This is a genomic window from Bacillus cereus group sp. N31 (assembly GCF_016483245.1).
GTDB lineage: Bacteria > Bacillota > Bacilli > Bacillales > Bacillaceae_G > Bacillus_A > Bacillus_A toyonensis.
Genome location: NZ_JAEHCH010000001.1, coordinates 199,097 through 222,202 on the forward strand (window position 1 = coordinate 199,097; position 23,106 = coordinate 222,202).

Consider the following 23,106-nt stretch of genomic DNA (forward strand, 5'->3'; position numbering starts at 1 on the left):
GTGGGAGAGCATGAAAGGGAAACTTATAGTAGTCGGCGGTGGCTTGGCTGGCTTAATGGCAACGATTAAAGCGGCAGAAGCAGGAGTAAATGTTGAACTGTTTTCATTAGTACCAGTAAAACGTTCACATTCTGTATGTGCTCAGGGCGGAATTAACGGTGCCGTAAATACGAAAGGTGAAGGGGATTCTCCATGGATCCACTTTGACGATACAATTTATGGTGGGGATTTCTTAGCGAACCAACCACCAGTTAAAGCAATGTGTGAAGCAGCACCTGGTATTATTCATTTAATGGACCGTATGGGTGTTATGTTCAACCGTACGGAAGAAGGACTTCTTGATTTCCGTCGTTTTGGTGGAACACAACATCACCGTACAGCATTTGCTGGTGCAACAACTGGACAGCAATTACTATACGCATTAGATGAGCAAGTACGTCGTCACGAAGTAGCAGGACTTGTAACGAAATATGAAGGTTGGGATTTCTTACGAGCTGTTGTTGATGATGAAGGTGTGTGCCGAGGCATCGTTGCACAAGACTTACAAACTATGGAGATTAAAAGTTTCCAAGCTGATGCCGTGATTATGGCAACAGGGGGCCCTGGTATCATCTTTGGAAAATCAACTAACTCTATTATCAATACAGGTACAGCAGCGTCTGCTGTATATCAACAAGGTGCATATTATGCGAACGGTGAGTTTATTCAAATCCATCCAACGGCAATTCCTGGAGACGATAAGTTACGTCTTATGAGTGAATCTGCACGTGGTGAAGGTGGGCGTGTTTGGACATATAAAGATGGTAAGCCATGGTACTTCTTAGAAGAGAAATATCCTGCTTACGGAAACCTTGTACCTCGTGATATTGCAACGCGTGAAATCTTTGATGTTTGCGTAGAGCAAAAACTAGGTATTAACGGTGAAAACATGGTGTACCTAGATCTTTCTCATAAAGATCCGAAAGAACTAGATATTAAACTTGGTGGAATTATTGAAATCTATGAGAAGTTTACAGGAGATGATCCTCGTAAACTACCAATGAAAATCTTCCCAGCGGTTCACTATTCAATGGGCGGGCTATGGGTTGATTATAAGCAAATGACAAGCATTCCAGGTTTATTTGCAGCAGGTGAGTGCGATTATTCTATGCACGGTGGTAACCGCCTTGGTGCGAACTCACTATTATCAGCAATTTACGGTGGTATGGTAGCAGGACCGAACGCAATTGAGTATATGAAAGGTCTTTCTAAATCATCTGATGCTGTTTCATCTAGTGTATATGAGCAAAATGAATTAATCGAAACAGAGAAATTTAACAATATTTTAACGCTTGATGGTAACGAAAATGCATATGTTCTTCACAAAGAGCTTGGAGAATGGATGACAGATAACGTTACAGTAGTTCGTGAAAATAAAAAGTTATTAGAAACAGATGCAAAAATTGAAGAGTTAATGGCGCGTTACAAACGCATTAACATTAACGATACAGCAAGATGGAGTAACCAGGGTGCTTCATTTACACGTCAACTTGCAAATATGTTTGAGCTAGCTCGTGTTATTACAATTGGGGCATATAACCGTAATGAAAGCCGCGGAGCGCATTACAAACCGGAATTCCCAAATCGTGATGATGCAAACTTCTTAAAAACTACAATGGCAAAATTTGAGGGAGAAGGAAATGCACCAGCATTCCATTACGAAGAAGTGGATGTTTCATTAATTAAACCACGTAAACGTGACTATTCTTCAAAACATGATGTAGCTGCTAAGGGTGAAGAGAAGGGGGATAAGCAACATGTCTGAGAAAACAATCCGCCTCATCATTACGAGACAAGATGGACCAGATGCACAAGAGTTTGACCAAGAGTTTGAAATTCCATATCGTCCAAATATGAATATTATTTCGGCACTTATGGAAATTCGCCGTAATCCTGTTGATTCAAAAGGGAACCAAACAACTCCGATTGCATGGGATATGAACTGTTTAGAGGAAGTATGTGGCGCTTGCTCGATGGTTATTAACGGAAAACCACGTCAATCATGTACAGCGCTTATTGATCAATTAGAACAGCCAATTCGCTTAAAACCGATGAAGACATTCCCGGTTGTACGTGATTTACAAGTTGACCGTAGTCGTATGTTTAACGCATTAAAACGCGTTAAGGCTTGGATTCCAATCGATGGTACGTATGACCTAGGTCCAGGACCAAGAATGCCGGAGAAGAAACGTCAATGGGCTTATGAGCTTTCAAAATGTATGACATGTGGTGTTTGCTTAGAATCATGTCCAAACGTAAACAGTAAATCTGACTTTATTGGACCAGCACCGTTATCACAAGCTCGTTTATTCAACTCGCATCCAACAGGTGAAATGCACAAAGCAGATCGCTTACGTGCAATTATGGGAGATGGAGGGCTTGCAAACTGTGGTAACTCTCAAAACTGTGTGCAATCATGTCCGAAAGGTATTCCATTAACAACTTCAATCGCAGCATTAAACCGTGATACAACAATTCAATCGTTCAAAGATTTCTTTGGTAGCGATAATAACTATTAATAAATATGCCTCTTCATTTGAAGGGGCAATATTTATAAGGTTATTTTTCAGTTTATTCTGCATATTTGTAATTGAAAAGGAGAGAAAACGATGAAGAGAATTTCTTATATTGAAGACTTTAAGCAATGGGAAAGTGGTTTTTCGTTTTACAATCCTGTAAAAGTTCGTTTCGGTGAAGTAGATATGTTTGGACATGTAAATAATGTCATTGCTTTTACATATTTTGAAGAAGCACGTATCGCATTGTTTAAAGAACTTGGATTTATGCAAGAATGGACAAATGAATCATCAGAAACGATGATCGTTGTTGCAGATTTACAATGTAATTTCATCAAACAAATATATTTTGATGAGCAGTTGAAAGTATATGTAAAGGCAGGAACAGTTGGGAATTCTTCTTTAGATTTGCACTATATGGTCAAAAATGCAGAAGGGGAAGTTTGTTTAGTTGGACGCGGTATGATGGTACAAGCATCGAAAAAAACAGGAAGAGGCGAGCCGTGGCCTGAAGAATGGAAGATGAAATTACTAAAATAATAGAAGAGAATACAAAAATAAGAGAGCGAATCGCTCTCTTATTTTTTATCCTTCATTGCCTCTTCTAATGTTAGATGGTGTTTATATATGTATGTGGCATATGGATTACCAACGTAGCGTAAGTGCCATGGTTCGTATGCGTACTCTGTTGTTTCTGTTTTATCTTCTAAATAACGAATGACAAATCCAAACTCATGGGCGTGTTTTGCAACCCATTTCCCTTCTGTTGTCTCGCCAAAGATTGGTTCTAATTGGAATTTAGCAGATTTTGAGCTAATATCCATTGCTAGACCAGTTTGATGCTCACTTGTTCCTGGAATTGCACTTACCGAATTAGCCTCAGTTTTTCCTTGGCGCTTAATATAGGTATTATGTAATGACTGTTGACGTTTGTAAGAACGGTAACCTGAAACTGCTGTAAGTTCTATCCCCTCGTTTTTCGCTGCTTGGAACATTTTCTCAAGCGCATCTGCAGCATCTTTACGAAGTAATGTTTTCTCTTTATCTTTTGGACTAGTAAATGGTACGTTCGGTTTCTTTAAATCTTCTGGAATATACCCATCTGGTAATTTACGATGTTTATTGACTAATACAAGAGCAGAATCTGGATTTGTTACAACGGAAAAATTATCATCTAGTTTTTTTTCATTATGATCAGCTTTTGGAAAAGCAGGAATCTCTTCTTTTGGATGGTTACTATGTTTTTGACTTTCGACAGCTTTCGCCCCATTTTGTAATGGTGATTCAGAACTGAAATAAGCGAAAGATGTGATACCGATTACAATAGTAGCGGCAGAAATAATTATTATTTTTTTCATGATGCCTTGTAATCACAGTCCTTTCTTAATAAAATATGTATTATTTTTATTATAAGTTTAGTTTGTTGAAAAGGAAATATAAGAGCCGTAACGTAATGAAAATGCAAAGAAAATGTCAGAAAATGTGTGAAATTGTAGTATTTTTTCATATAATTCATTTCTTATCTTTCATGAATTGAATTTTTTATGTAATATATATACATAAGAAGATGTAGCGATTATCGAGAATAAAGAACTTCTTGTATAGACTAGGAGTGAATGGGAATGGATTTTGCAACAATTATTGGACTTATTTTAGGATTTGTAGCGGTAGTAGTAGGGATGGTCGTCAAGGGCGCTGACGTAACAGCCTTATTGAATCCTGCCGCAGCATTAATTATTTTCATCGGTACATTTGCCGCAGTTTGTATTGCATTTCCGATGAATCAACTAAAAAGGGTTCCAAAATTATTTAAAGTTCTTTTTGGTTCAAATAAAAAGGATTTAAGTTACGAACAGTTGCTAGAATTATTTGTTCATTGGACATCTGAAAGTAGAAAATACGGTATTTTGTCTTTAGAGCAACAATTAGACAAAATTCAAGATGAATTTCTTTTACGTGGTATGAAATTTGTGATTGATGGCGTATCCGCAGAAGATTTAGAGCAGATTTTAGAAGCTGAATTAGAAGCAATTGAAGAAAGGCATGCAAAAGGAGCGGCGATTTTTTCACAAGCTGGTACGTATGCACCGACATTAGGGGTTTTAGGTGCTGTTATTGGTCTTGTAGCTGCGCTTGGTAATTTAACTGATATTGACAAGTTAGGACATGCTATTTCAGGTGCGTTTATTGCAACGATTTTTGGTATTTTTTCAGGTTATGTACTATGGCATCCATTTGCAAATAAGTTAAAGCAAAAATCTGCAGCTGAAATCGAGAAAAAACGTTTAATTATTGATTGTTTATTAATGTTACAAGAAGGTACATATCCGTTTATTATGAAGAACCGTATTTTAGGTGCACTTTCTGCAACTGAGCGTAAAAAGCTAGAAATAGGAGCAGAAAAAAATGCGGAGTAAAAAAAATAGAAGAGGTAAAAAGAAAAAACATGATGAGCATATCGATGAAACGTGGTTAATTCCGTATTCTGATATGTTAACGTTGTTATTTGCATTATTCATCGTATTATTCGCAATGAGTAGTATAGATGCTGCGAAGTTTAAACAGATGGCAGTAGCTTTTCGGAGTGAACTAGCAGGTGGAACAGGAAATAAAGAGTTTTTAAGTGACCAGAAGCCGAATGAAGAGAAAGAGTTGTCAGCAAATAGTTTAGAATCTGAGCAGATTAAAAAGAATGCTGAGGCTGAAGTAAAGCAGCAAGAAATGAATGAATTAAAAGCGGTACAAAAAGGTATTGATAAATATATTGAGGAAAAGCAATTATCGTCTTCTTTTAAAACCGATTTAACTGAAAAAGGATTAATGGTAACAATATTAGAAAATGTACTATTCGACTCGGGGAAAGCAGATGTGAAATTAGAATCGTTAGGGATTGCAAAAGAGATGTCTAACCTGCTTGTTTCCGCATCACCTCGTGAGATTACAGTATCTGGTCATACAGATACTGTTCCTATCGCAAATGCTCAGTTTGCATCAAACTGGGAGTTAAGTACACAGCGTGCCGTTAATTTTATGCAGGTATTACTTCAAAATAAAGATTTGCAACCAGGAAAATTTAGTGCAATTGGTTACGGAGAATACCGTTCGATTGCACCAAATGATACACCGGAAGGAAAAGCAAAAAATAGACGTGTAGAAGTGTTTATTTTACCTTTAACGAGAAATATGCAATAAAGAAAGAGGATGGCAAATGCCATCCTCTTTTATTTTGCTTCAAATGATTTTAAGTTGTCACGACGGACTTTATCTTTTTCCGTATCTGATTTTTTGAAATCATAGTCATACAAAGCGCCTTCCCAATCACCGTACATTGGATTAGGGAAAATGATGAATTTCTCACCAAATTGTGCTTTTGAATCTGCAACTGTTTGATTGCGATCTTTTACCGATTTACCATCAAAACCAGTGAAATCAGATAAGTTATCACCGAAGAATAAGACAATATCATGTGTTTGAGAAACGAGTTCACGGCGTTTCTCTTTCCCTTTTTCTTTCGGATCTTGTAATAATATATGTTCTTTCGTTGCTTGAGGAGCACCTACGCGCTCAAGATTTTTAATAGTTGCATCTAGTTGGTTCGTTTTACGATTTGAGATGTAGTAAATATCTACACCTTTAGACTCTGTATATTTTAAGAAATCAATTGCGCCTGGAAGGGCTTCAGCTTCAGCCTTATTAATCCAATCATCCCATTTGTAAGGATAGCCTTTTCCTGTCTTTACACTCATTGCTTGATGAGGACTGTTGTCTAAAACAGTTTCATCTAAATCAAGTACGATAGCAGGTTTTTTTGCTGTCCCTTTTGCAAGAGCTGCATCCAGCTTCAATTGACCGATATTGTACCCTTGGTAGTAAAGTGCTTTCGTTTCACCAGCTGTTTGATACCATAAATCAGCCATTAATTGCTGTTCTGTTAATTTTACTTTTTCTTCTTTGGCCGCTGTTTTCTCTGTCGTTCCTGAACATGCTACAAGCGATGTAGATAGAACCGCTACAGATAATAAAGTGGTAATGCCCCTCTTCATCTTCATATGTATCCTCCTTGATGTTAGAAAATCATCTTATATTATATATTAAAATATAAAAATTTTTTATGAACATTTGCATATTGTCTTTTGTATATATAGTAGTGTGTCCTATATTAGAAAGATGAGCAAAATAATGATAGTCATTTTGACAGGTTTTATTGTCGTAATGACAATTATAATTGACAAATAAACCTTTATTATTTACAATTTTAACTAAATAGAACAAATGATGGATTAAAGATAATGTTATATATAAGAGGATGAAGCGTAGTGCTATATTTTATCCTAAATAAACATAATCTTTGAAAGAGAGTACGAATGATAATAAAGGGGAGGCTTTATACTTTGAGTTTACAAATTCAAAACTTAACGAAACTATTTGGGGAATCAAAAGCAGTTAACGGTTTGCAAATTTCGTTACCAAAAGGTGAAGTACTAGGATTACTTGGACGAAATGGTGCAGGGAAAACAACTACAATCAAAATGCTTCTCGGATTATTAACGCCTAATGAAGGCTCTATTACATGGGATGGAAAATCCTTTGGGACTAGTGGGGTAACGATTGGTTATTTACCAGAAGAAAGAGGTTTATATACAAAAAGTAGAGTAATAGACCAGCTGCGATATTTTGGTAGATTAGAAGGAATGACGAAAAAAGAAGTAGATCTTGCCATTGACCACTGGTTAGAGCGATTAGCAATTCCAGAATACAAATTTAAAACGGCAGGAGAGCTTTCAAAAGGGAATCAGCAAAAAATTCAATTAATTGCTGCTCTTCTTCATAATCCTGAACTTCTCATCTTAGATGAACCGTTTAGCGGACTTGACCCAGTCAATGCTGGGATGTTAGCTAGCATTATTGAAGAACAAGTACAGAGCGGGAAGACAATTATTTTATCCAGTCATCGTATGGAACAAGTAGAAGCTTTTTGCCAACATGTATGTATTTTGAAAAAAGGCGAAGCAGTTGTCAAAGGACAGTTAAGTGATATTAAGAAAGAATATGGTTTCCGTAATTTAACGATTGAAGATACAGCAGAGAATGAAAAGGGATTAGAAGCTATACATGTTTCATATGAAAAACAACAAGGCCTTCTTTATATAAAAGTACAAGACGATGCAGAAGCTCTAAAGATTTTACAACAATTGCAAGAACAAGGTGTTACCTTGCGCCAATTTAAAATGTTAGAGCCGACGTTAAATGAAATCTTTGTAGAGAGGGCGAAATAACGATGCGTAAATTTTCTCATGTATTTTCATTTTATTTTAGAGAAGCGTTTTTATCTAAAAAATCATTAATTACGAGTGCGATATTATTTTTAGTTGTATTTGGGATTTTTGCATTTAATCATTTTACTTCAGGGAATGATAAAAGTAAGGATAAAGATAAAATTGCAGTTGTAACAGAAAGTTCCACATACAACGTACAAAAAGAAGAGTTAACTAAGCTATTACCATCAGCAAAAATAACGGTTGGTTCAAAAGCTGATTTTGATAAACTGCATAAACAAGTAGAAGACGGTGAGCTGGATGGTTTGTTTCATGTAATAGAAAAGAATGGAGCTCCAGAGGTTACGTATATGTATAATGGATTTCCTAGCCAAGCAACTTCTGCAATCATGGCAAGTTATTTCAAACAACAATATACAATGGTGACAATTGCAAAGCATAATGTTTCACCAGAAATTGCACAGCAATTGCAAACTGAAATTTCAGTGAAACAAGAAGCAATAAAAGATCGCTCTTCTTCTTTCGGAATTGCCTATTTCTTTACATTTGCTTTATATATGTTTATTGTCGCGTTCGGAAATACAATTGCAATGAATATTGCATCAGAAAAGGCGTCACGTGTAATGGAAGTCATGCTGCCGAAAGTAAAACCGCTTACGATGATGTATGCGAAAATATTAGCAGTTGTTTCAACAGCTTTATTACAACTGGTCATATTAGCGTGCGGTTATCTTATTCCTTATTTGTTAGGGTGGGTCGATTTAGAAAACGCCTCATTATTTGGAATTCCAATTGACTTTACAAAATTAGATGCAAAAGTTATAAGTATGTTCCTTGTTTATTTCATTACGGGATATTTACTTTATGCGATGATGTACGCTGCAGCTGGCGCTGTTGTTTCTAAGACGGAGGATTTACAAGCTGTATCTTTCCCGATAATGATTTTAATTATGGCTGCATTCTTCATTAGTATTAAATCATTAAGTGATCCGAATAGTACTATCGTTGTTGTAAGTTCTTACGTTCCGTTCTTTACACCGATGGTTACCTTCTCACGTATTGTAGCCGGTGAAGCAGGCATGTTAGAAATTACGATAACATTAGTTGTCTTATTGGCGACGATTGGTATATTAAACGCTGTTACAAGTCGTATCTATGTAAATGGTGTAATGAATTACTCAGACAAAGTGAAATTTAAAGATTTAGCAAAATTTATTAAGCGTCAATAATGAGGGAAAAGCATGATTTTCTATTGAAATCATGCTTTTTCTTTATGTATAAATTAAAAATAGTATATAATAGTAAGAGTTGTCTTTTAATAGAATGAATACAAAGGAGGGTGTGCAGATGGGAATTAGTAGTCGTTTTACAGTAGGTGTTCATATGTTGACTTTACTTGCGATAGATCGAAACTCTCGCTGTACCTCTGAATGGATTGCTGGTAGTGTGAATACAAATCCAGTTGTGATTCGTCGCATTACAGGAATGTTGAAGAGAGCAGGACTTGTTGATGTACAAGCCGGTAAAGGTGGTACGACACTTGCTCGTGATTTAGAAGAAATTACATTACTTGATGTATATAAAGCAGTGGAAGTTGTAGAAGAAGGACATCTATTTTCCTTCCATGAAAATCCCAACATTGAATGTCCAGTAGGAGCTAATATTCAATCAGTATTAGAAATTATTTTAATGCAAGCGCAAGAAGCGATGGAAAACGTACTTGCAAATGTAACGGTAGAGCAATTAGTTACAAATTTAAAGTCTAAAATAAAAGAATAAAAAAGCGAGCTTCCTCATAATGAGGGCTCGCCTTTTTTTATTCAGAAATATTGAAAATTCTATTTTTCAGTATTTAAAATGAATTTACCTACGATAGCTGCTACGATACCACCAAGAATTGGTGCTACGATGAATACCCATAGTTGAGAAAGTGCTTCTCCACCAACAAATAAAGCTGGTGCGATACTACGAGCAGGGTTAACAGATGTTCCAGTTAAAGGAATTCCTAATAAGTGAATTAAAACTAATGTGAAACCAATTACTAGTCCGGCTAAAGAAGAACTTCCTTTTTTACCTGTTACAGCCATGATAACTAAAATAAATACGAAAGTTAAAACGAACTCAACTAAAAATGCTCCAGATAAACCAAGAGTTCCGAAACCATTTTGTCCTAAATTATCTAAAGGTGTTTTAGCAGAGCGTAAAATCGTTACTAACGTTGCAGTTCCTAATAAACCACCTAAAATTTGAGCTAATACATAATAACAAAGTTCCATAGCGTTCATTCTTTTGTTAATGAACATAGCTACCGATACTGCTGGGTTAATGTGACATCCAGAAATTGTTCCAATGCTATATGCCATAGCTACAATAGATAGACCGAAAGCCATAGCGATTCCTAATGTTCCAATTCCTTCAATTCCGCCGCCAGTGACAGCTACTCCAGTTCCGAATAATACAAGTACAAATGTACCAATAAATTCAGCGATTGCTTTTTTTAACATAATTTACCTCCTATTAATGCGCATGAAACGTATTATAACATAGGTTTTAGTATAAACAGCCAATGAAATACTATTCTGATAAGGCGAAATAGGGGGACAATAAAAAAGATATGGTTCTATGAAGAAGAACCATATCTTTTTTTATGCTGACTTTTTCTGTTTAATGACTGGAACAGAACGGTTTAAAATACTATTTGCAACCATTCCTAACATAATAATAATCATTCCAAATAGGGAAAGGCCACCAGGGAATGAACCGTTCAAGAACACAATTTCACCAAGTACTGTAAAGACCATGGTTCCAGCTTGTGTTGCTTCAACGGCACCAAGTAATGCGAGGTTGTCTTTTGCTAAGTCAGTGGCAAAGAAAAATGTCATCGTCGCAATAACGCCGGAACATAAAGCTAACAAAAATCCTTGCAGCATTTGGCTGGATGTTGGAATACCAGTAGTAGAAAATCCGTATATACCAAGTAAAATTGTAATAGGAAGACTGCCTATTGCCATTCCTAATACACGCTGGAATGTATCAAGACGTCCCCCCACAAGTTCCATCATTTTTCGGTTGCCGAACGGATATAAAAAAGCAGCTAATACGACAGGTAAAAACCCTGAAATGAACTGAGTTATTGTAATGTGTCCAGCTGCAGTTGTTTGCATACAAATTACACCTAGTAAAATAAATAATGCTACATATAAACTACGAAGCGGAATTTTTCCGCGTACAAGTTTTGTACCTGACTTTGTTTCTATTTTTACGAAAAATAGTGGTGATAAAAGTAAACCTGCTAATATCGTAACTTGCCAAGTTCCGGCAACGAGCCAAGCCGGAGAGAAGACAGCTGCGAAACTTAATAAAGAATAGAAACCAATCCCTGCAACGGAACCCCATCCGATCCATGCGAATGGATGTTTTTTTAACTCTGCCCATAACCCACCTAAGTTTTTGCGAAATAAAACGATAAGGAATAAAATAGGGAGAGCGAATAAAAAGCGGAAGGAAGCTGTCCAAGCCCAGCTCGTTCCAGATACATTCATTGCTCTATTAATAATAAAAGTTGCAGAAAAAAAGGCTGATGATAAGAGGCCTAATAATATTGCACGCATGAAATATAACACTCCTTTTGGAAATAAATAATTATGTATAGTATAATATACTTTAAGATAATAAAAGTAAACTATTTTATACTTTAAGGTGGTTTTATAGATGAAAGAACATGAAGATATGCAAACGAAAGAAGTCATTCAGCAAGTAGGTCAGCTATTAAGACAAATTCGAAATGAACAAAAATTAAGTTTAGAAGAATTAGCCCAAAAAACAGGAGTTAGTAAATTAACATTAGGGAAAATTGAGAGAGGTGAAACGAATCCAACGTTAGCTGTCATTTGGAAAATAACGAAAGGGTTATCGATACCTTTATCGAGATTAATGGTTGTTGGAGAACCTGTAGCTGTTGCGCGCTGCGGAGAAGGATTTGCAGTAGATGTAGGACAAGCATGGCATTTAGAAACGATGTTCCGTTACACGAAAGAAACAGGGATGGAAATGCACCGTGCTTGTTTAAGAGCGAATAGTATATATGAACCGGAAGCTCATCATGAAGGTGCTATTGAGCTTGTAACGGTAATGAAAGGGAAAGTATCCATTCAAGTGGAGAATGATGTATACGAATTAAACGAGTTTGACTCCATTCAATTTGAAGCGAATAAGAAACATAGCTATAAAAATGAAGAAGATGAAGTGGCTGTATTACATTTAACGATGAAATACTCTTCATGAAAAAATCACCTATAGAATTCTATAGGTGATTTTTTATATGCTCTTCTTAAGTATAGGAAGTGATGTCATTAGTACGAACGTGGCATAAGTAATAAACAAATAAAGTAAACTAAAAATCCCGTTCCAAAACATAAAATAGCAATGACCCAAAGGATACGAATGAGAGTAGAACTAATATCAAAATATTCTCCTAAACCACCACATATACCAAATAGCATTTTATCAGTTTCGGATTTACATAATTTTTTTGACATATAACGAGCAACTCCTTTTTTATATGAAGCTATATACTTCTATTCTATATGGAAATTTATGAGAAGACTATGAGGTTGTATTACATTTTTTTAGAGAAACGATCATATTAATTGTCTTAATTTTCAGCGGATATTAAACTTATAGTAAGAGGTATGAGGCGATTTTTAATAAAGGGTGGGGAAATAGAAATGACAGTATATTGGTTGACTAATGTAATGCTTGAATCAAGGTATACATATGAAGAAGGGGCAATTTCACGAACAGAAACAGAATTATGTAGTTTACTCATTGAAGATGGACGAATTAAAAAAATTATAGAAGGGATTGTTCAAGAGGAAGGGATAGTAACTCTTGATGCGAATCGCTTATTAATTTTGCCGTCTTTCGAAGAGATGCATATTCATATTGATAAAACATATTATAGTGGGCCTTGGAAAGCTTGTATGCCAGCAGACAGTATTTTTACACGTTTTAATGAGGAAGAGAAGATTTTGCCAAAGCAATTAACAACTGCTCAAGACAGGGCGGAAAATATGCTAGAGTTACTACTTCGAAATGGTACAACGAATATTAGAACGCATTGTAATGTTGATCCAATTATTGGACTTCATAATTTGGAGGCGACGTTAGCTGCATTAGAAACATATAAAAATCGGATGTCTGGTGGAATCGTTGCTTTTCCGCAACATGGATTATTGCGCAGTAATTCTGTACAACTTGTGAAAGATGCGATGCGTATGGGTGCGAATCTAGTCGGTGGAGTGGATCCAGCTACAGTGGATAATGATATCGAAAAATCATTACATACGATTATGGATATCGCAGTAGAATTTAATGCAGATGTTGATATTCATTTGCATGATGCGAATAATCTAGGAACGTTTACGATGAAGAGGTTGGCAAGCTTAACAGAAGAAGCAGGTTGGCAAGGTCGTGTAACAATTAGTCATGCACTTGGACTTGGTGGTGTTACTGATAAAGAAGCTGAAGAAGTGGCAGAAAGATTAGCAGCATTAAGTATTGATATTACTTCAACGGTGCCAATTGGTAAACAAGTAATTCCAATTCCATTATTAGATAAAAAAGGTGTTAAAGTTTCATTAGGAAATGATAGTATTACAGATCATTGGTCGCCGTTTGGAACTGGCGATATGCTTCAAAAGGCAAATCGATTAGCAGAGCGTTTTGGGTGGAGTGACGAAAGGTCTTTAGGAAAAGCACTTCGCTTTATTACGGGAGGAAAAGAAACGTTAAACAAGGAAGGGAAACGAGCTTGGCCAAATGTAGGAGATGAAGCGAGCTTTGTTTTAACGAATGCAACATGTACTGCTGAAGCGGTAGCGCGTCAAACAGAAAAGCGTTTAGTCGTGTATAAAGGGGATATTGTTGTTGGAAGTTTAAATGAGGTGGAATTAAATAATCTTGTGTAGAAGAATCGTTTAAATAATTTGAGGAGGGTTCTAATTGAGAATATAGAACTCTTCTTTTTTATTCTTACAATATATTTCGTATAGGAAAGCTAGAAGGGATGAAAAATTTGGACAATCAACATAACCAAAATCATATTATGGGAACTTTGCAATGGTTTATATTTTTATTAGCGAATTCAATCGCACTACCAATTGTCGTTGGTGGGTTATTTCATCTTACGACGGAAGAAATATTTTATTTAATGCAGCGTACGTTTTTTGTAGTTGGTATATCTTCTTTTTTACAAGGATGGATTGGACATAGACTACCAATTGCGGATGGGCCAGCTGGATCTTGGGTTGGTGTATTTACCGTACTTGCTTATGCAACGGCCGGACAGGATCAATTACATAGTACACTGCAAATTTTGGAATTAGGAATGATCATTTCCGGTGTTATTTTAATAGGATTAGGAGTAACTGGTTTTATTGGACGTATTTTATTTTTATTTACGCCGGTTGTGACAGGGACGTTTTTACTTTTATTATGTTTACAATTAAGTGGTGTATTTTTAAAAGGAATGCTAGGAATTACAGCTACTATTTCTCAAATTGATGGATTTACAGCAATAATCGCGTTTAGTATATTTCTGTTCGTTATTATACTATCTAATTTTGGAAAAGGTTTCGTTAAAAGTTATGCCGTTTTAATAGGATTAATTAGTGGGTGGATTATTTTTCTTATTGCAGGGAAAGTGACAATCCCATCTCAAGTAACTCATTTTGTACAACTTCCACAAATATTTGCTTGGGGTCTTCCAAAGTGGAATACAGGGATGGCTGTATCGAGTTTCGTTATGGTATGTATTTTAGTTTCAAATACAGTGGCAGCTATTATAGCGATTAATCAAGCTACGATTCATAAAGCGACTATTGAACAAAAACAGTTGAAGGATGGTACGTGGGTTGGAGGGATTTCACATATCATTTCTTCCGTATTTTCAACTGTAGGTGTCGTGCCGCTACCGGCGACAGCGGGATTTATACGTTTAACAAAACAAAAGTATATACGATCGTTCTTACTAGCATGTATATTACTAGTCGTAATGTCGCTGTTTCCGAGTATTATTCGTTACTTAGCATCGTTGCCATCCGCTGTCGCATCTGCAGTGTTAATGGCTTCGTTCGTACAGTTAATTGGAATTGGATTTAATAATATAAAACAAGTGCCGATGAGTGAAAGGAATATAACGATTTTAGGCGTTGCAGTATTATTTGGCAGCGGCGTTATGTTTTTACCGTCTGGAGCACTCCAATCATTGCCGTCTGTTATGCAATATATATTCGGGAATGGTTTATTTGTAGGTACAGTTGTAAGTATATTGCTAGAACAAATATGGCGCGTCGGAAAGTAAGTGGATAAAAAGAGTGTCCGCACTGTATAAAAGTCTAAAATAACATAGGAAATAAAGCCCATTTTTATTCACCACCTGCACATTTCGTTCATACAATATCTTGACTAAATAAACACCCAACTTACACATACACAGCTCTGGCTTAAGCAAGGAGGGTTATACCAGTTGAAGGAAAAAGCGTATCAATCTAAACCTTTACTCACAAAGAGAGAGAGAGAAGTATTTGAATTACTGGTTCAAGATAAAACAACGAAAGAAATTGCAGGTGAACTTTTTATAAGTGAAAAGACAGTTCGCAACCACATCTCAAACGCAATGCAAAAGCTAGGGGTTAAAGGACGTTCACAAGCAGTTGTTGAGCTTCTTCGCATGGGAGAGCTCGAACTATAAGAAAGCAGCCGACTTTTATATGAAAGGTCGGCTATTTTTCTGTTTGTTTCACGTGCTATATGAATGATAAAAACGTTTCATACATAAATAGGTAATAAGGAGGGGATATGTTGAAAAGGATACTGTTAGTTTCAACAAGTGCTCATGATATGAATGGACACCCGACTGGTTTGTGGCTGGAAGAGCTCGCAGCTCCTTATCTTTTATTTAAAAAAGCTAAGTTCGATGTTGATATTGTTTCTATAAAAGGCGGAAGAGTGCCGATTGATAGAGTATCTATTCCGAATGGCATACCTCGTGAATTTAAGCATGTCGCTTCTTTATTGCAAAATACGAGGGCGATTTCAACTGTCCATTCTTCAGAGTATGATGCGGTATTATTTGGTGGTGGACACGGGGCGATTGTAGATTTTCCAGGTAATCCATATGTAGCAAATTTAATTGAGAATATGTATAACAATAACCGGATCGTAGCGGCTGTTTGTCACGGGGTAAGTTCTTTAGTTGGTGTGAAAAATAAAGATGGTTCATTTTTTGTTGCCGGTAAGCGTATAACAGGTTATACAAACGATGAAGAAAAAGCTGTACATTTAGAAAAGCGAGTTCCATTTTTGCTAGAAAGTAAATTGAAAGAAGAAGGGGCCTTGTTTTATGTAGCTCCTAATTTTACGCCACATGTTGTAGTGGATGGTCGTTTAATTACAGGGCAAAATCCGCAGTCTAGTGTGGAAATAGGTAAAGCTATAAGAAGAGCTGTAAATAAATTATCGTCCTTTTAATTTCTGCTCATTTCTTCTTATCAATGGGAATGTCTTCTTTTCAAAAAAAGATGGAGTAATGAATATGCACTTTATATAGAAGAAACCGACTTTCGTATAGAAGGTCGGTTATTTTTCTGTCTTGCAAATTATGAAAAAAAGGAGCAAAATAAAAAAGGTACTAGTCTATACAGGTACAAATGAAAATTTTCATACAGAAGCAGTTTAAGTGAGCGAACTTAAAGTGTGTAAAATATAATGATAAAATAAGATGATGAATGAGAAAACGGGTGATGAAGTTGAATAGAGCAATCGGTGTTATCGATTCAGGAGTTGGTGGTTTAACTGTAGCGAAGGAATTAATTCGTCAGTTGCCGAAAGAGCGTATTATATATTTAGGGGATACAGCGCGTTGCCCTTATGGTCCACGTTCTCGAGAAGAAGTGCGTCAATTTACGTGGGAAATGACGGAGCATTTACTAGATTTAAATATCAAGATGTTAGTTATTGCGTGTAATACAGCAACTGCGGTTGTATTAGAAGAAATGCAGAAACAATTACCAATTCCGGTAGTGGGAGTTATTCACCCAGGATCACGTACAGCTTTAAAAGTGACAAATACGTATCATGTTGGGATTATTGGTACGATTGGAACGGTGAAAAGTGGTGCATACGAAGAAGCGTTAAAGTCTATTAATAACCGTGTTATGGTAGAAAGTTTAGCATGTCCGCCTTTCGTCGAACTTGTAGAAAGTGGGAATTTCGAAAGTGAAATGGCGTATGAAGTTGTAAGAGAAACATTGCAACCGCTGAAAAATACCGATATTGATACACTTATTTTAGGTTGTACACATTATCCAATTTTAGGTCCTGTTATTAAAAAGGTAATGGGAGATAAAGTGCAACTAATTAGTTCTGGTGATGAAACAGCGCGTGAAGTAAGTACAATTTTATATCATAGTAAAATGTTGAATGAGGGAGAGGAACAAAGTGATCATCTCTTCTTAACAACAGGGAAAATAGGCCTATTTAAAGAAATTGCATCAAAATGGTTCGGTCAGCCGATTGAAAATGTGAAGCATATTCATTTAGAAGAATAATAATAGAATTCATATAAGTGAACCCCTGAGAAATCAGGGGTTTTTTGTTTATCCCGCTATTTGCCGGGCAGTAAGACCATGCTGATTAAAGTTTCACTTTATAAGAAGCACAGCTTGTTCTAAATCGTGAAATAGCTCGTATACATAATAGTACAAACTTAGTTTTTAGGGGGGGAAGGCATGCCTAAATCCACTTTTAAATGGGTTATTGGTGCTACGGTAAGTGCTGTTTTATTAACAGGGTGCGGCTTCATAAATCAGGAGAAAGCGACCGAACAAATTGATCCACCAAAAAAAGTTACGTATACAGATGGTGAAAAGAAAGGGACGGCTAAAAATAAACAAGGGCAAACGATAAATAGAGAAATATACTTAGTTGATAAAAATGGATATGTTGTACCGCAAACAATCGCAATGCCTACTCCGAAAGCGAATGAAGTAATACAGCAAACGCTAGAATACCTTGTGAAAGATGGGCCGGTAACTGAGTTATTACCGAATGGGTTCCGTGCAGTCATTCCAGCAAATACATCGATGACTCTAGATTTGAAAAAAGATGGGACAGCAGTAATTGATTTCTCTAAAGAAATGAAAAACTATGCAAAAGAAGAAGAGCGTCAAATTGTTGAGTCAGTAGCGTGGACTTTGACTCAATTTAAAGAAATAAAACAAGTGCAGTTTCAGATAAATGGTGAAAAGTTAGCGAAGATGCCTGTCGCGGGTACACCGCTTGGAGAAGGGGTGAGTCGTGCGAATGGTATTAACTTTGATGATGAACAAGTAGCAGATGTAACAAATACAAAACCAGTTACGCTTTACTTTATGGCGCAAAATAATGATAAGCAGCAATATTATGTACCGGTAACACGCCGCGTTGTAGAGGGAAAAGAAAATGATTATGCAACCATTATAGATGAACTTGTAAAAGGACCGATTCATCAATCGCTCCTGAATGATTTTAACCCAGGAGTTAAGCTTATTACGAATCCAAAATTGCAAGACGGAAATCTTACATTAAACTTTAATGAAAATATATTTGTAAACCCAGATAAAAATATGGTTTCAAATTACGTATTGAAGTCGTTAGTTTTATCTTTGACAGAAAAGAAAGGCGTAAAAAGTGTTTCTATTGAGGTAAATGGTAAAGCAAATCTTATAGATGAAAAGGGCGGAAAGTTAATAAAACCTGTAGATCGTCCAGAAAACGTGAATACAGGTAGTTTTTAATCGTGGATAATTTGATATACTTAAGTAAGAAAGGGGAATTGCTTTTTGGGTTCCCCTTCTTTTATTGTATACATATCATACATTTAAATTTGGCTATACTAACAAGTAGTTATGAGGAGGTTATTTTTATGCGAGTAGATGGTAGAGAGAAAACAGAATTACGCCATATACATATTCATACGAATTATTTAAAACACCCAGAAGGATCAGTATTAATTGAAGTTGGGGATACAAAGGTAATTTGCTCAGCGACAATTGAAGAGCGTGTCCCACCGTTTATGCGCGGGGAAGGAAAGGGCTGGGTAACAGCTGAATACGCGATGATTCCGCGTGCAACAGAACAACGTACAATCAGGGAGTCAAGTAAGGGGAAAGTAACTGGACGTACAATGGAAATCCAGCGTTTAATTGGACGAGCATTACGTGCGGTAGTTGACTTAGAAGCACTTGGCGAGAGAACAGTTTGGATTGACTGTGATGTTATTCAAGCAGATGGTGGAACGAGAACAGCTTCTATTACAGGTGCATATGTAGCGATGGTATTAGCGTTTGAGAAGTTATTACAAGCAGAAAAAGTATCTAAAATTCCAGTAAAAGATTATTTAGCAGCAACGTCAGTGGGAATTGTGGAAGAGCAAGGTGTTGTTTTAGATTTAAACTATGCAGAAGATTCTAAAGCGGACGTTGATATGAACGTGATTATGACTGGAAAAGGTCAGTTTGTCGAAGTGCAAGGAACTGGAGAAGAAGCGACGTTTAGCAGAACACAGTTAAATGAACTACTTGATGCTGCGGAACAAGGCATTTTCCAACTAATTGACATGCAAAAAGAAGCGTTAGGTGACATCGTATCTCATATAGAGTAGAGGTGGAAAATATGAAACAAGTTGTTGTTGCGACAAAAAATATGGGGAAAGTGCGTGAGTTTGCTGAGTTATTTGAGCGCTTTGATTTAGAAGTGAAATCATTACACGATTTTCCTCATATTGAAGAAGTCGAAGAAACTGGTGAAACGTTTGAAGAAAATGCAATCTTAAAAGCAGATAGTTTGAGTAGACAGTTGGATTCTATCGTAATTGCGGATGATTCAGGTCTGATCGTAGATGCTTTGAACGGAAAACCAGGCGTGTATTCAGCTCGGTTTGCAGGAGAGCCGAAAGACGATCAAGCGAACATGGATAAAGTGTTACAAGAATTAAATGGAATTGACTTTGAAAAACGTAAAGCGCGTTTCTACTGTGCATTAGCAGTTGCATTCCCAGAAGCGGATAAAGAACCGGTCATTGTGAATGGAACGTGTGAAGGGTACATTTTAGAACAGCGCCGCGGGGAAAACGGCTTTGGATATGATCCAATCTTTTATGTAGAAGAATATAAAAAAGCGATGGCAGAACTAAGTTCAGATGAGAAAAATGCCATTAGTCACCGCGGACGTGCTCTTCGTAAGTTAGAAGAAAAAATTCCGGAATGGTTTTTAGGAGAATGAGGGAGAGAGATTGATGAAAGCTTTAATCGTAAGCGATAGTCATAGCTCTGTGAAGGAATTACAGCAGTTAAAAGAGAAATATGAAGGGAAAGTAGATGTCATGATCCATTGTGGTGATTCGGAGTTAACGCCTGCTCATGAAGAACTGCAAGGTTTCCATGTTGTAAAAGGAAATTGTGATTATGCTAACTTTCAAGATGAAATTGTAACTGACGTAGATGGCATTCGCTTCTTAGTTGTGCATGGACATCGTCATAACGTGAAAATGACTTTACAAACGTTAGCGTACTATGCAGAAGAAGTGGGGGCACAAGTTGCATGCTTCGGACATTCTCACGTATTAGGTGCGGAATTTATTGATGGAGTTTTATTTATCAATCCAGGAAGTATTTTATTACCACGTCAGCGTGTAGAAAAGACATTTGCCTTATTAGAAATGAATGAAAAACATATAGATGTTCGCTTTGAAACATTAGACGGACAACTAGTTGAACAAGCAGTTTTTAAAAGAGGATAAGAAAATTTATCCTCTTTTAAAAAAGGTGTTGACTTTATGTATGGATATACATATAATAAATATTGTCGATAGGGCAACAGCGCTAACGAAGAAAAATAAAATAACATATGCGGGTGTAGTTTAGTGGTAAAACAAGAGCCTTCCAAGCTCTGGTCGAGAGTTCGATTCTCTTCACCCGCTCCATGTCCCAGTAGCTCAGCCGGATAGAGCATACGCCTTCTAAGCGTACGGTCGGGAGTTCGAATCTCTCCTGGGACGCTAAGAAAACCTTGTTATCTTTTGATAACAAGGTTTTTTGTTTGTCTAAAAATTGATGTATGTGCAAGAGGTGTAAAAAATATAACGTAACATATAATAATTATTATATACAACAGATTAAAGTGCATTAAGAAAAGAGCGCCATTTATGCGCTCTATTTCTCTTGTTTAATTTAAAGAATCAATAGGCTTATGATGGAACTTAAATCCATATCTATATTATCCCAATTGTTCACTTAGAGTGTTATAAAACTTTTTATCATTCTAGTACGATTGAGCACCCCTTATCGGAACTTATCCCCGACAGTGTGTTACAATTAATAGAAGCGGAAAACGAGAATCTCCAATTGACTGGACGTGTGATTGGTTGGACAGTTTAAGAAGGTTGTATAAAAAAGGGAGATGGCGCAAAGATGGCGAGAGCAAAAGAGAATGATTTAACGGAGAAATTGGCAGAAGGTCAACGGAAATATGGTGACGGCAACTTTACAATACAGAACATCGGTGATGAAACTAACCCGAATTGGACTGTCGTAAAAAATGTGAGGAAGGGATCGGCAGGCATTCGCGAAGAGGAAGATATATTAAGACTGCGATCAAAATATATAAAATAGTACGGAAATGAGCGGGCCGAGAGTTCGAACCTCTCCTGGGACGCTAAAAAAACCTTGTTATCTTTTGATAACAAGGTTTTTTGTTTAGTTATTAATAAACTTCTCAAAGACAAAACCATAATCTTTCACATTATATTGTTTTTTCGTATCAACGAGCCAGTTAAAGGCGATTTCATTCATCTCTTTAAATTGCTCTGCTAAATTTACTTGTGCATTTGAGATACGGCTAAAAGCGTTAGATGCCATATCTAGACTTTTATGTGCATACTGCAATGTAATATCGTTGTCGTATGAAATTTCTTCTATTTTAAGTAAAGCCTTATATAAATCTTTTAATTCTTCAATGTGTTTTTTATGAACATCAATTGAATAATGCTCATCTCCCATTTGAAACTTAATTTCTACATCTAAATCAATCGTTCCGGCAGTTTCAAGTGCTACGTTTTTAATTTGATATTTACTATAGCTAAAGCGGCGTAGTGTACGTTTTTTACTTGTTGCGCTTGTGCCATCTAGGTGGATTAATCCTTTGTTTGTGAAACAATATTCATCTGATTTTGATTTAATTAGAAAATAAATTTTCTCTCCATCTTCATGCATCACGTAATCATCAGCATCAACCTTATCGTAATCTTTCGGTGTAATGACAGACCCTACATCGCTTAGTCCTAATACATCTGCAGCCATTTTTTTAAACATATATAATCCCCCTTTTAAATTCTTAATTATACAAAAATATATTAACATGATTTTAACAAAATGTTTTCTTGTAAGGCGAAAATATTTGAAGGTAAGTTAAGAAAAATAACGAATATTATTTCGATCCTAAATTATTTAATAAATCCATTAGTTTGAGAGTTGATTCTCCGAAAAATTATCAAGAGAAAAAGTTAATGTTGCAAGTGATTATAGAGAAATTCCATGAAAGCACCTCAAGCGATAGGAGGTGTTTTTCTAACCCTTTTGAAATCTTACAATTCTGTAAGGTAACTGTAAGGTAGTTCGATGGTAAGAATTTGCTAATCTTTTATAATGAAGGTAACAACGATAAAACGAGGAGGAAGAAATGATGAAGGGATTAGTTGTAACAGGCTTAACAGTTGCTTTTGGATTTGTAGCGTATGAGAAATTAACGTATGTAGTTGATGTTGTAAAACATTTAATCGCTTAGTAAAAAAAACTACCATGAGAGGGAAAGGGAATGAGTGAATGAATGGAATGGTTATTTGGAATTATAGGTACTTGTAGTGTAGTGTTATTGTTCTTTGTCCCGAGTGGTATACTTAGTTCGACAACGAGTTTGTTTTTCTTAAGTTTGTTTGCTTGCACGATGCTTATTATTATGTTTTTAATGAAGCGAAGTAAGCCAATCTTCTATTTTAGCATGATTGTTATGGCAATTATTGTTCTCCAAATTATTACCCTTGTAATATACCCCACAATTATAAAAGCTTTCCATTAATGATGAATCCTCTGCGTCTGTTGCTGAGGATTTTTATTTGTATAATTTTGATTTTTTAATAAAGATTTAGCTGTATTGAAATATAAAAATAGAATATTTTT

At 36.1% G+C, this 23,106-nt stretch carries 26 protein-coding genes, 2 tRNA genes and 1 pseudogene; 23 read left to right on the plus strand and 6 right to left on the minus strand.

All coding sequences use genetic code 11. The annotated features are described in order from the left end of the window. Positions 1-10 precede the first annotated feature (10 nt). From sdhA to JDS81_RS01090, 3 genes are all read left to right on the plus strand, one after another. Positions 11-1,804, plus strand: coding sequence for a succinate dehydrogenase flavoprotein subunit (gene sdhA / locus JDS81_RS01080; protein ID WP_000676745.1), 1,794 nt, complete (start codon positions 11-13; stop codon positions 1,802-1,804). Next, positions 1,797-2,558, plus strand: coding sequence for a succinate dehydrogenase iron-sulfur subunit (gene sdhB, locus JDS81_RS01085; RefSeq protein ID WP_001291830.1), 762 nt, complete (start codon positions 1,797-1,799; stop codon positions 2,556-2,558). Before sdhA ends, sdhB begins: the two co-directional genes overlap by 8 nt. A gap of 90 nt (positions 2,559-2,648) precedes the next feature. After that, positions 2,649-3,095, plus strand: coding sequence for an acyl-CoA thioesterase (locus tag JDS81_RS01090; RefSeq protein ID WP_000822754.1), 447 nt, complete (start codon positions 2,649-2,651; stop codon positions 3,093-3,095). Positions 3,096-3,133: 38 nt separating this feature from the next. Here the strand turns inward: JDS81_RS01090 and JDS81_RS01095 are convergent, their stop codons facing one another. Continuing rightward, complete coding sequence (locus tag JDS81_RS01095) at positions 3,134-3,913, minus strand: M15 family metallopeptidase (protein WP_000720189.1); 780 nt, start codon at positions 3,911-3,913, stop codon at positions 3,134-3,136. Between the two features lie 264 nt (positions 3,914-4,177). Here JDS81_RS01095 and motA point away from each other — a divergent pair, with 264 nt between their 5' ends. Both motA and motB read left to right on the plus strand, forming a co-directional pair. Continuing rightward, the gene (motA, locus tag JDS81_RS01100; RefSeq protein WP_000344856.1) at positions 4,178-4,972 is read left to right on the plus strand and encodes a flagellar motor stator protein MotA; all 795 of its coding nucleotides are present in this window, start codon (positions 4,178-4,180) and stop codon (positions 4,970-4,972) included. After that, positions 4,962-5,747, plus strand: coding sequence for a flagellar motor protein MotB (gene motB / locus JDS81_RS01105; protein WP_001256738.1), 786 nt, complete (start codon positions 4,962-4,964; stop codon positions 5,745-5,747). The genes motA and motB overlap by 11 nt, the downstream gene beginning before the upstream one ends. A gap of 29 nt (positions 5,748-5,776) precedes the next feature. Here the strand turns inward: motB and JDS81_RS01110 are convergent, their stop codons facing one another. Beyond that, positions 5,777-6,604 (minus strand): 5'-nucleotidase, lipoprotein e(P4) family, encoded by an 828-nt coding sequence (locus JDS81_RS01110; RefSeq protein WP_000782780.1) that lies wholly within the window; start codon positions 6,602-6,604, stop codon positions 5,777-5,779. A gap of 342 nt (positions 6,605-6,946) precedes the next feature. Here JDS81_RS01110 and JDS81_RS01115 point away from each other — a divergent pair, with 342 nt between their 5' ends. The 3 genes from JDS81_RS01115 to JDS81_RS01125 all read left to right on the plus strand — a co-directional run bounded on the left by JDS81_RS01115 (position 6,947) and on the right by JDS81_RS01125 (position 9,610). After that, the gene (locus JDS81_RS01115; RefSeq protein WP_000058105.1) at positions 6,947-7,831 is read left to right on the plus strand and encodes an ABC transporter ATP-binding protein; all 885 of its coding nucleotides are present in this window, start codon (positions 6,947-6,949) and stop codon (positions 7,829-7,831) included. Between the two features lie 2 nt (positions 7,832-7,833). Beyond that, positions 7,834-9,060, plus strand: a complete 1,227-nt coding sequence (locus tag JDS81_RS01120) for an ABC transporter permease (protein WP_001224992.1) — start codon at positions 7,834-7,836, stop codon at positions 9,058-9,060. A gap of 118 nt (positions 9,061-9,178) precedes the next feature. Next, positions 9,179-9,610, plus strand: a complete 432-nt coding sequence (locus JDS81_RS01125) for an Rrf2 family transcriptional regulator (RefSeq protein WP_000512996.1) — start codon at positions 9,179-9,181, stop codon at positions 9,608-9,610. A gap of 59 nt (positions 9,611-9,669) precedes the next feature. Here the strand turns inward: JDS81_RS01125 and JDS81_RS01130 are convergent, their stop codons facing one another. Both JDS81_RS01130 and JDS81_RS01135 read right to left on the minus strand, forming a co-directional pair. Continuing rightward, the gene (locus tag JDS81_RS01130) at positions 9,670-10,335 is read right to left on the minus strand and encodes an aquaporin (protein WP_000913214.1); all 666 of its coding nucleotides are present in this window, start codon (positions 10,333-10,335) and stop codon (positions 9,670-9,672) included. A 141-nt stretch (positions 10,336-10,476) separates the two neighbouring features. Next, a complete protein-coding gene (locus JDS81_RS01135; protein ID WP_001201643.1) occupies positions 10,477-11,442 on the minus strand; it encodes a DMT family transporter in 966 nt (321 codons plus the stop codon). A gap of 100 nt (positions 11,443-11,542) precedes the next feature. On the opposite strand from JDS81_RS01135, the gene JDS81_RS01140 reads away from it, so the two are divergent. Further along, positions 11,543-12,115: a helix-turn-helix domain-containing protein gene (locus tag JDS81_RS01140; protein WP_000658048.1), complete on the plus strand. Its 573-nt coding sequence runs from the start codon at positions 11,543-11,545 to the stop codon at positions 12,113-12,115. Between the two features lie 68 nt (positions 12,116-12,183). Here the strand turns inward: JDS81_RS01140 and JDS81_RS01145 are convergent, their stop codons facing one another. Beyond that, entirely contained in the window at positions 12,184-12,369 is a 186-nt protein-coding gene (locus tag JDS81_RS01145; RefSeq protein WP_000038412.1) for a PspC domain-containing protein, read from the minus strand. Between the two features lie 189 nt (positions 12,370-12,558). On the opposite strand from JDS81_RS01145, the gene JDS81_RS01150 reads away from it, so the two are divergent. From JDS81_RS01150 to JDS81_RS01205, 12 genes are all read left to right on the plus strand, one after another. Then, positions 12,559-13,800, plus strand: coding sequence for an amidohydrolase family protein (locus tag JDS81_RS01150; RefSeq protein ID WP_097952327.1), 1,242 nt, complete (start codon positions 12,559-12,561; stop codon positions 13,798-13,800). 98 nt (positions 13,801-13,898) lie between these two features. Further along, positions 13,899-15,194: a purine/pyrimidine permease gene (locus tag JDS81_RS01155; RefSeq protein WP_097952329.1), complete on the plus strand. Its 1,296-nt coding sequence runs from the start codon at positions 13,899-13,901 to the stop codon at positions 15,192-15,194. 165 nt (positions 15,195-15,359) lie between these two features. Continuing rightward, positions 15,360-15,584: a spore germination transcription factor GerE gene (gene gerE / locus JDS81_RS01160; protein WP_000659484.1), complete on the plus strand. Its 225-nt coding sequence runs from the start codon at positions 15,360-15,362 to the stop codon at positions 15,582-15,584. Positions 15,585-15,691: 107 nt separating this feature from the next. Beyond that, positions 15,692-16,363 carry a type 1 glutamine amidotransferase domain-containing protein gene (locus tag JDS81_RS01165; RefSeq protein ID WP_097952331.1) on the plus strand — a complete coding sequence of 224 codons (672 nt, stop codon included), beginning with the start codon at positions 15,692-15,694 and terminating at the stop codon, positions 16,361-16,363. A gap of 272 nt (positions 16,364-16,635) precedes the next feature. Continuing rightward, complete coding sequence (gene racE / locus JDS81_RS01170; protein WP_000773999.1) at positions 16,636-17,442, plus strand: glutamate racemase; 807 nt, start codon at positions 16,636-16,638, stop codon at positions 17,440-17,442. A gap of 180 nt (positions 17,443-17,622) precedes the next feature. Beyond that, positions 17,623-18,669, plus strand: coding sequence for a GerMN domain-containing protein (locus JDS81_RS01175; RefSeq protein ID WP_097952334.1), 1,047 nt, complete (start codon positions 17,623-17,625; stop codon positions 18,667-18,669). Between the two features lie 128 nt (positions 18,670-18,797). Continuing rightward, positions 18,798-19,535 (plus strand): ribonuclease PH, encoded by a 738-nt coding sequence (rph, locus tag JDS81_RS01180; RefSeq protein WP_001261767.1) that lies wholly within the window; start codon positions 18,798-18,800, stop codon positions 19,533-19,535. An 11-nt stretch (positions 19,536-19,546) separates the two neighbouring features. Beyond that, positions 19,547-20,155, plus strand: coding sequence for an XTP/dITP diphosphatase (locus JDS81_RS01185; RefSeq protein ID WP_000815932.1), 609 nt, complete (start codon positions 19,547-19,549; stop codon positions 20,153-20,155). A 13-nt stretch (positions 20,156-20,168) separates the two neighbouring features. Further along, on the plus strand, positions 20,169-20,672 hold the full coding sequence (locus JDS81_RS01190; RefSeq protein ID WP_000645514.1) for a metallophosphoesterase: 504 nt from the start codon (positions 20,169-20,171) through the stop codon (positions 20,670-20,672). Positions 20,673-20,781: 109 nt separating this feature from the next. Next, positions 20,782-20,855: transfer RNA gene (locus tag JDS81_RS01195), tRNA-Gly, on the plus strand. Position 20,856: 1 nt separating this feature from the next. Beyond that, a tRNA-Arg gene (locus JDS81_RS01200) sits at positions 20,857-20,930 on the plus strand. 412 nt (positions 20,931-21,342) lie between these two features. Then, positions 21,343-21,543, plus strand: coding sequence for a hypothetical protein (locus JDS81_RS01205; RefSeq protein WP_000090056.1), 201 nt, complete (start codon positions 21,343-21,345; stop codon positions 21,541-21,543). Positions 21,544-21,627: 84 nt separating this feature from the next. Here JDS81_RS01205 and JDS81_RS01210 read toward each other — a convergent pair whose 3' ends face one another. After that, entirely contained in the window at positions 21,628-22,242 is a 615-nt protein-coding gene (locus JDS81_RS01210; RefSeq protein ID WP_000473869.1) for a PH domain-containing protein, read from the minus strand. A 113-nt stretch (positions 22,243-22,355) separates the two neighbouring features. Between JDS81_RS01210 and JDS81_RS31185 the strand changes: the two are divergent. Further along, positions 22,356-22,468: pseudogene (locus JDS81_RS31185) on the plus strand (group I intron-associated PD-(D/E)XK endonuclease); the annotation flags it as partial. 288 nt (positions 22,469-22,756) lie between these two features. Beyond that, positions 22,757-23,005 (plus strand): hypothetical protein, encoded by a 249-nt coding sequence (locus JDS81_RS01215; RefSeq protein WP_001983650.1) that lies wholly within the window; start codon positions 22,757-22,759, stop codon positions 23,003-23,005. The last annotated feature ends 101 nt before the right edge of the window (positions 23,006-23,106 follow it).

Excerpts from the sequence above, each read along its gene's own strand:
- sdhA (WP_000676745.1), top strand. The coding sequence starts at position 11 with ATGAAAGGGAAACTTATAGTAGTCGGCGGTGGCTTGGCTGGCTTAATG.
- sdhB (WP_001291830.1), top strand. The coding sequence starts at position 1,797 with ATGTCTGAGAAAACAATCCGCCTCATCATTACGAGACAAGATGGACCA.
- JDS81_RS01090 (WP_000822754.1), top strand. The coding sequence starts at position 2,649 with ATGAAGAGAATTTCTTATATTGAAGACTTTAAGCAATGGGAAAGTGGT.
- JDS81_RS01095 (WP_000720189.1), bottom strand. The coding sequence starts at position 3,913 with ATGAAAAAAATAATAATTATTTCTGCCGCTACTATTGTAATCGGTATC.
- motA (WP_000344856.1), top strand. The coding sequence starts at position 4,178 with ATGGATTTTGCAACAATTATTGGACTTATTTTAGGATTTGTAGCGGTA.
- motB (WP_001256738.1), top strand. The coding sequence starts at position 4,962 with ATGCGGAGTAAAAAAAATAGAAGAGGTAAAAAGAAAAAACATGATGAG.
- JDS81_RS01110 (WP_000782780.1), bottom strand. The coding sequence starts at position 6,604 with ATGAAGATGAAGAGGGGCATTACCACTTTATTATCTGTAGCGGTTCTA.
- JDS81_RS01120 (WP_001224992.1), top strand. The coding sequence starts at position 7,834 with ATGCGTAAATTTTCTCATGTATTTTCATTTTATTTTAGAGAAGCGTTT.
- JDS81_RS01125 (WP_000512996.1), top strand. The coding sequence starts at position 9,179 with ATGGGAATTAGTAGTCGTTTTACAGTAGGTGTTCATATGTTGACTTTA.
- JDS81_RS01130 (WP_000913214.1), bottom strand. The coding sequence starts at position 10,335 with ATGTTAAAAAAAGCAATCGCTGAATTTATTGGTACATTTGTACTTGTA.
- JDS81_RS01135 (WP_001201643.1), bottom strand. The coding sequence starts at position 11,442 with ATGCGTGCAATATTATTAGGCCTCTTATCATCAGCCTTTTTTTCTGCA.
- JDS81_RS01140 (WP_000658048.1), top strand. The coding sequence starts at position 11,543 with ATGAAAGAACATGAAGATATGCAAACGAAAGAAGTCATTCAGCAAGTA.
- JDS81_RS01145 (WP_000038412.1), bottom strand. The coding sequence starts at position 12,369 with ATGTCAAAAAAATTATGTAAATCCGAAACTGATAAAATGCTATTTGGT.
- JDS81_RS01150 (WP_097952327.1), top strand. The coding sequence starts at position 12,559 with ATGACAGTATATTGGTTGACTAATGTAATGCTTGAATCAAGGTATACA.
- JDS81_RS01155 (WP_097952329.1), top strand. The coding sequence starts at position 13,899 with ATGAAAAATTTGGACAATCAACATAACCAAAATCATATTATGGGAACT.
- JDS81_RS01165 (WP_097952331.1), top strand. The coding sequence starts at position 15,692 with ATGTTGAAAAGGATACTGTTAGTTTCAACAAGTGCTCATGATATGAAT.
- racE (WP_000773999.1), top strand. The coding sequence starts at position 16,636 with ATGAAGTTGAATAGAGCAATCGGTGTTATCGATTCAGGAGTTGGTGGT.
- JDS81_RS01175 (WP_097952334.1), top strand. The coding sequence starts at position 17,623 with ATGCCTAAATCCACTTTTAAATGGGTTATTGGTGCTACGGTAAGTGCT.
- rph (WP_001261767.1), top strand. The coding sequence starts at position 18,798 with ATGCGAGTAGATGGTAGAGAGAAAACAGAATTACGCCATATACATATT.
- JDS81_RS01185 (WP_000815932.1), top strand. The coding sequence starts at position 19,547 with ATGAAACAAGTTGTTGTTGCGACAAAAAATATGGGGAAAGTGCGTGAG.
- JDS81_RS01190 (WP_000645514.1), top strand. The coding sequence starts at position 20,169 with ATGAAAGCTTTAATCGTAAGCGATAGTCATAGCTCTGTGAAGGAATTA.
- JDS81_RS01205 (WP_000090056.1), top strand. The coding sequence starts at position 21,343 with ATGGCGAGAGCAAAAGAGAATGATTTAACGGAGAAATTGGCAGAAGGT.
- JDS81_RS01210 (WP_000473869.1), bottom strand. The coding sequence starts at position 22,242 with ATGTTTAAAAAAATGGCTGCAGATGTATTAGGACTAAGCGATGTAGGG.
- JDS81_RS01215 (WP_001983650.1), top strand. The coding sequence starts at position 22,757 with ATGGAATGGTTATTTGGAATTATAGGTACTTGTAGTGTAGTGTTATTG.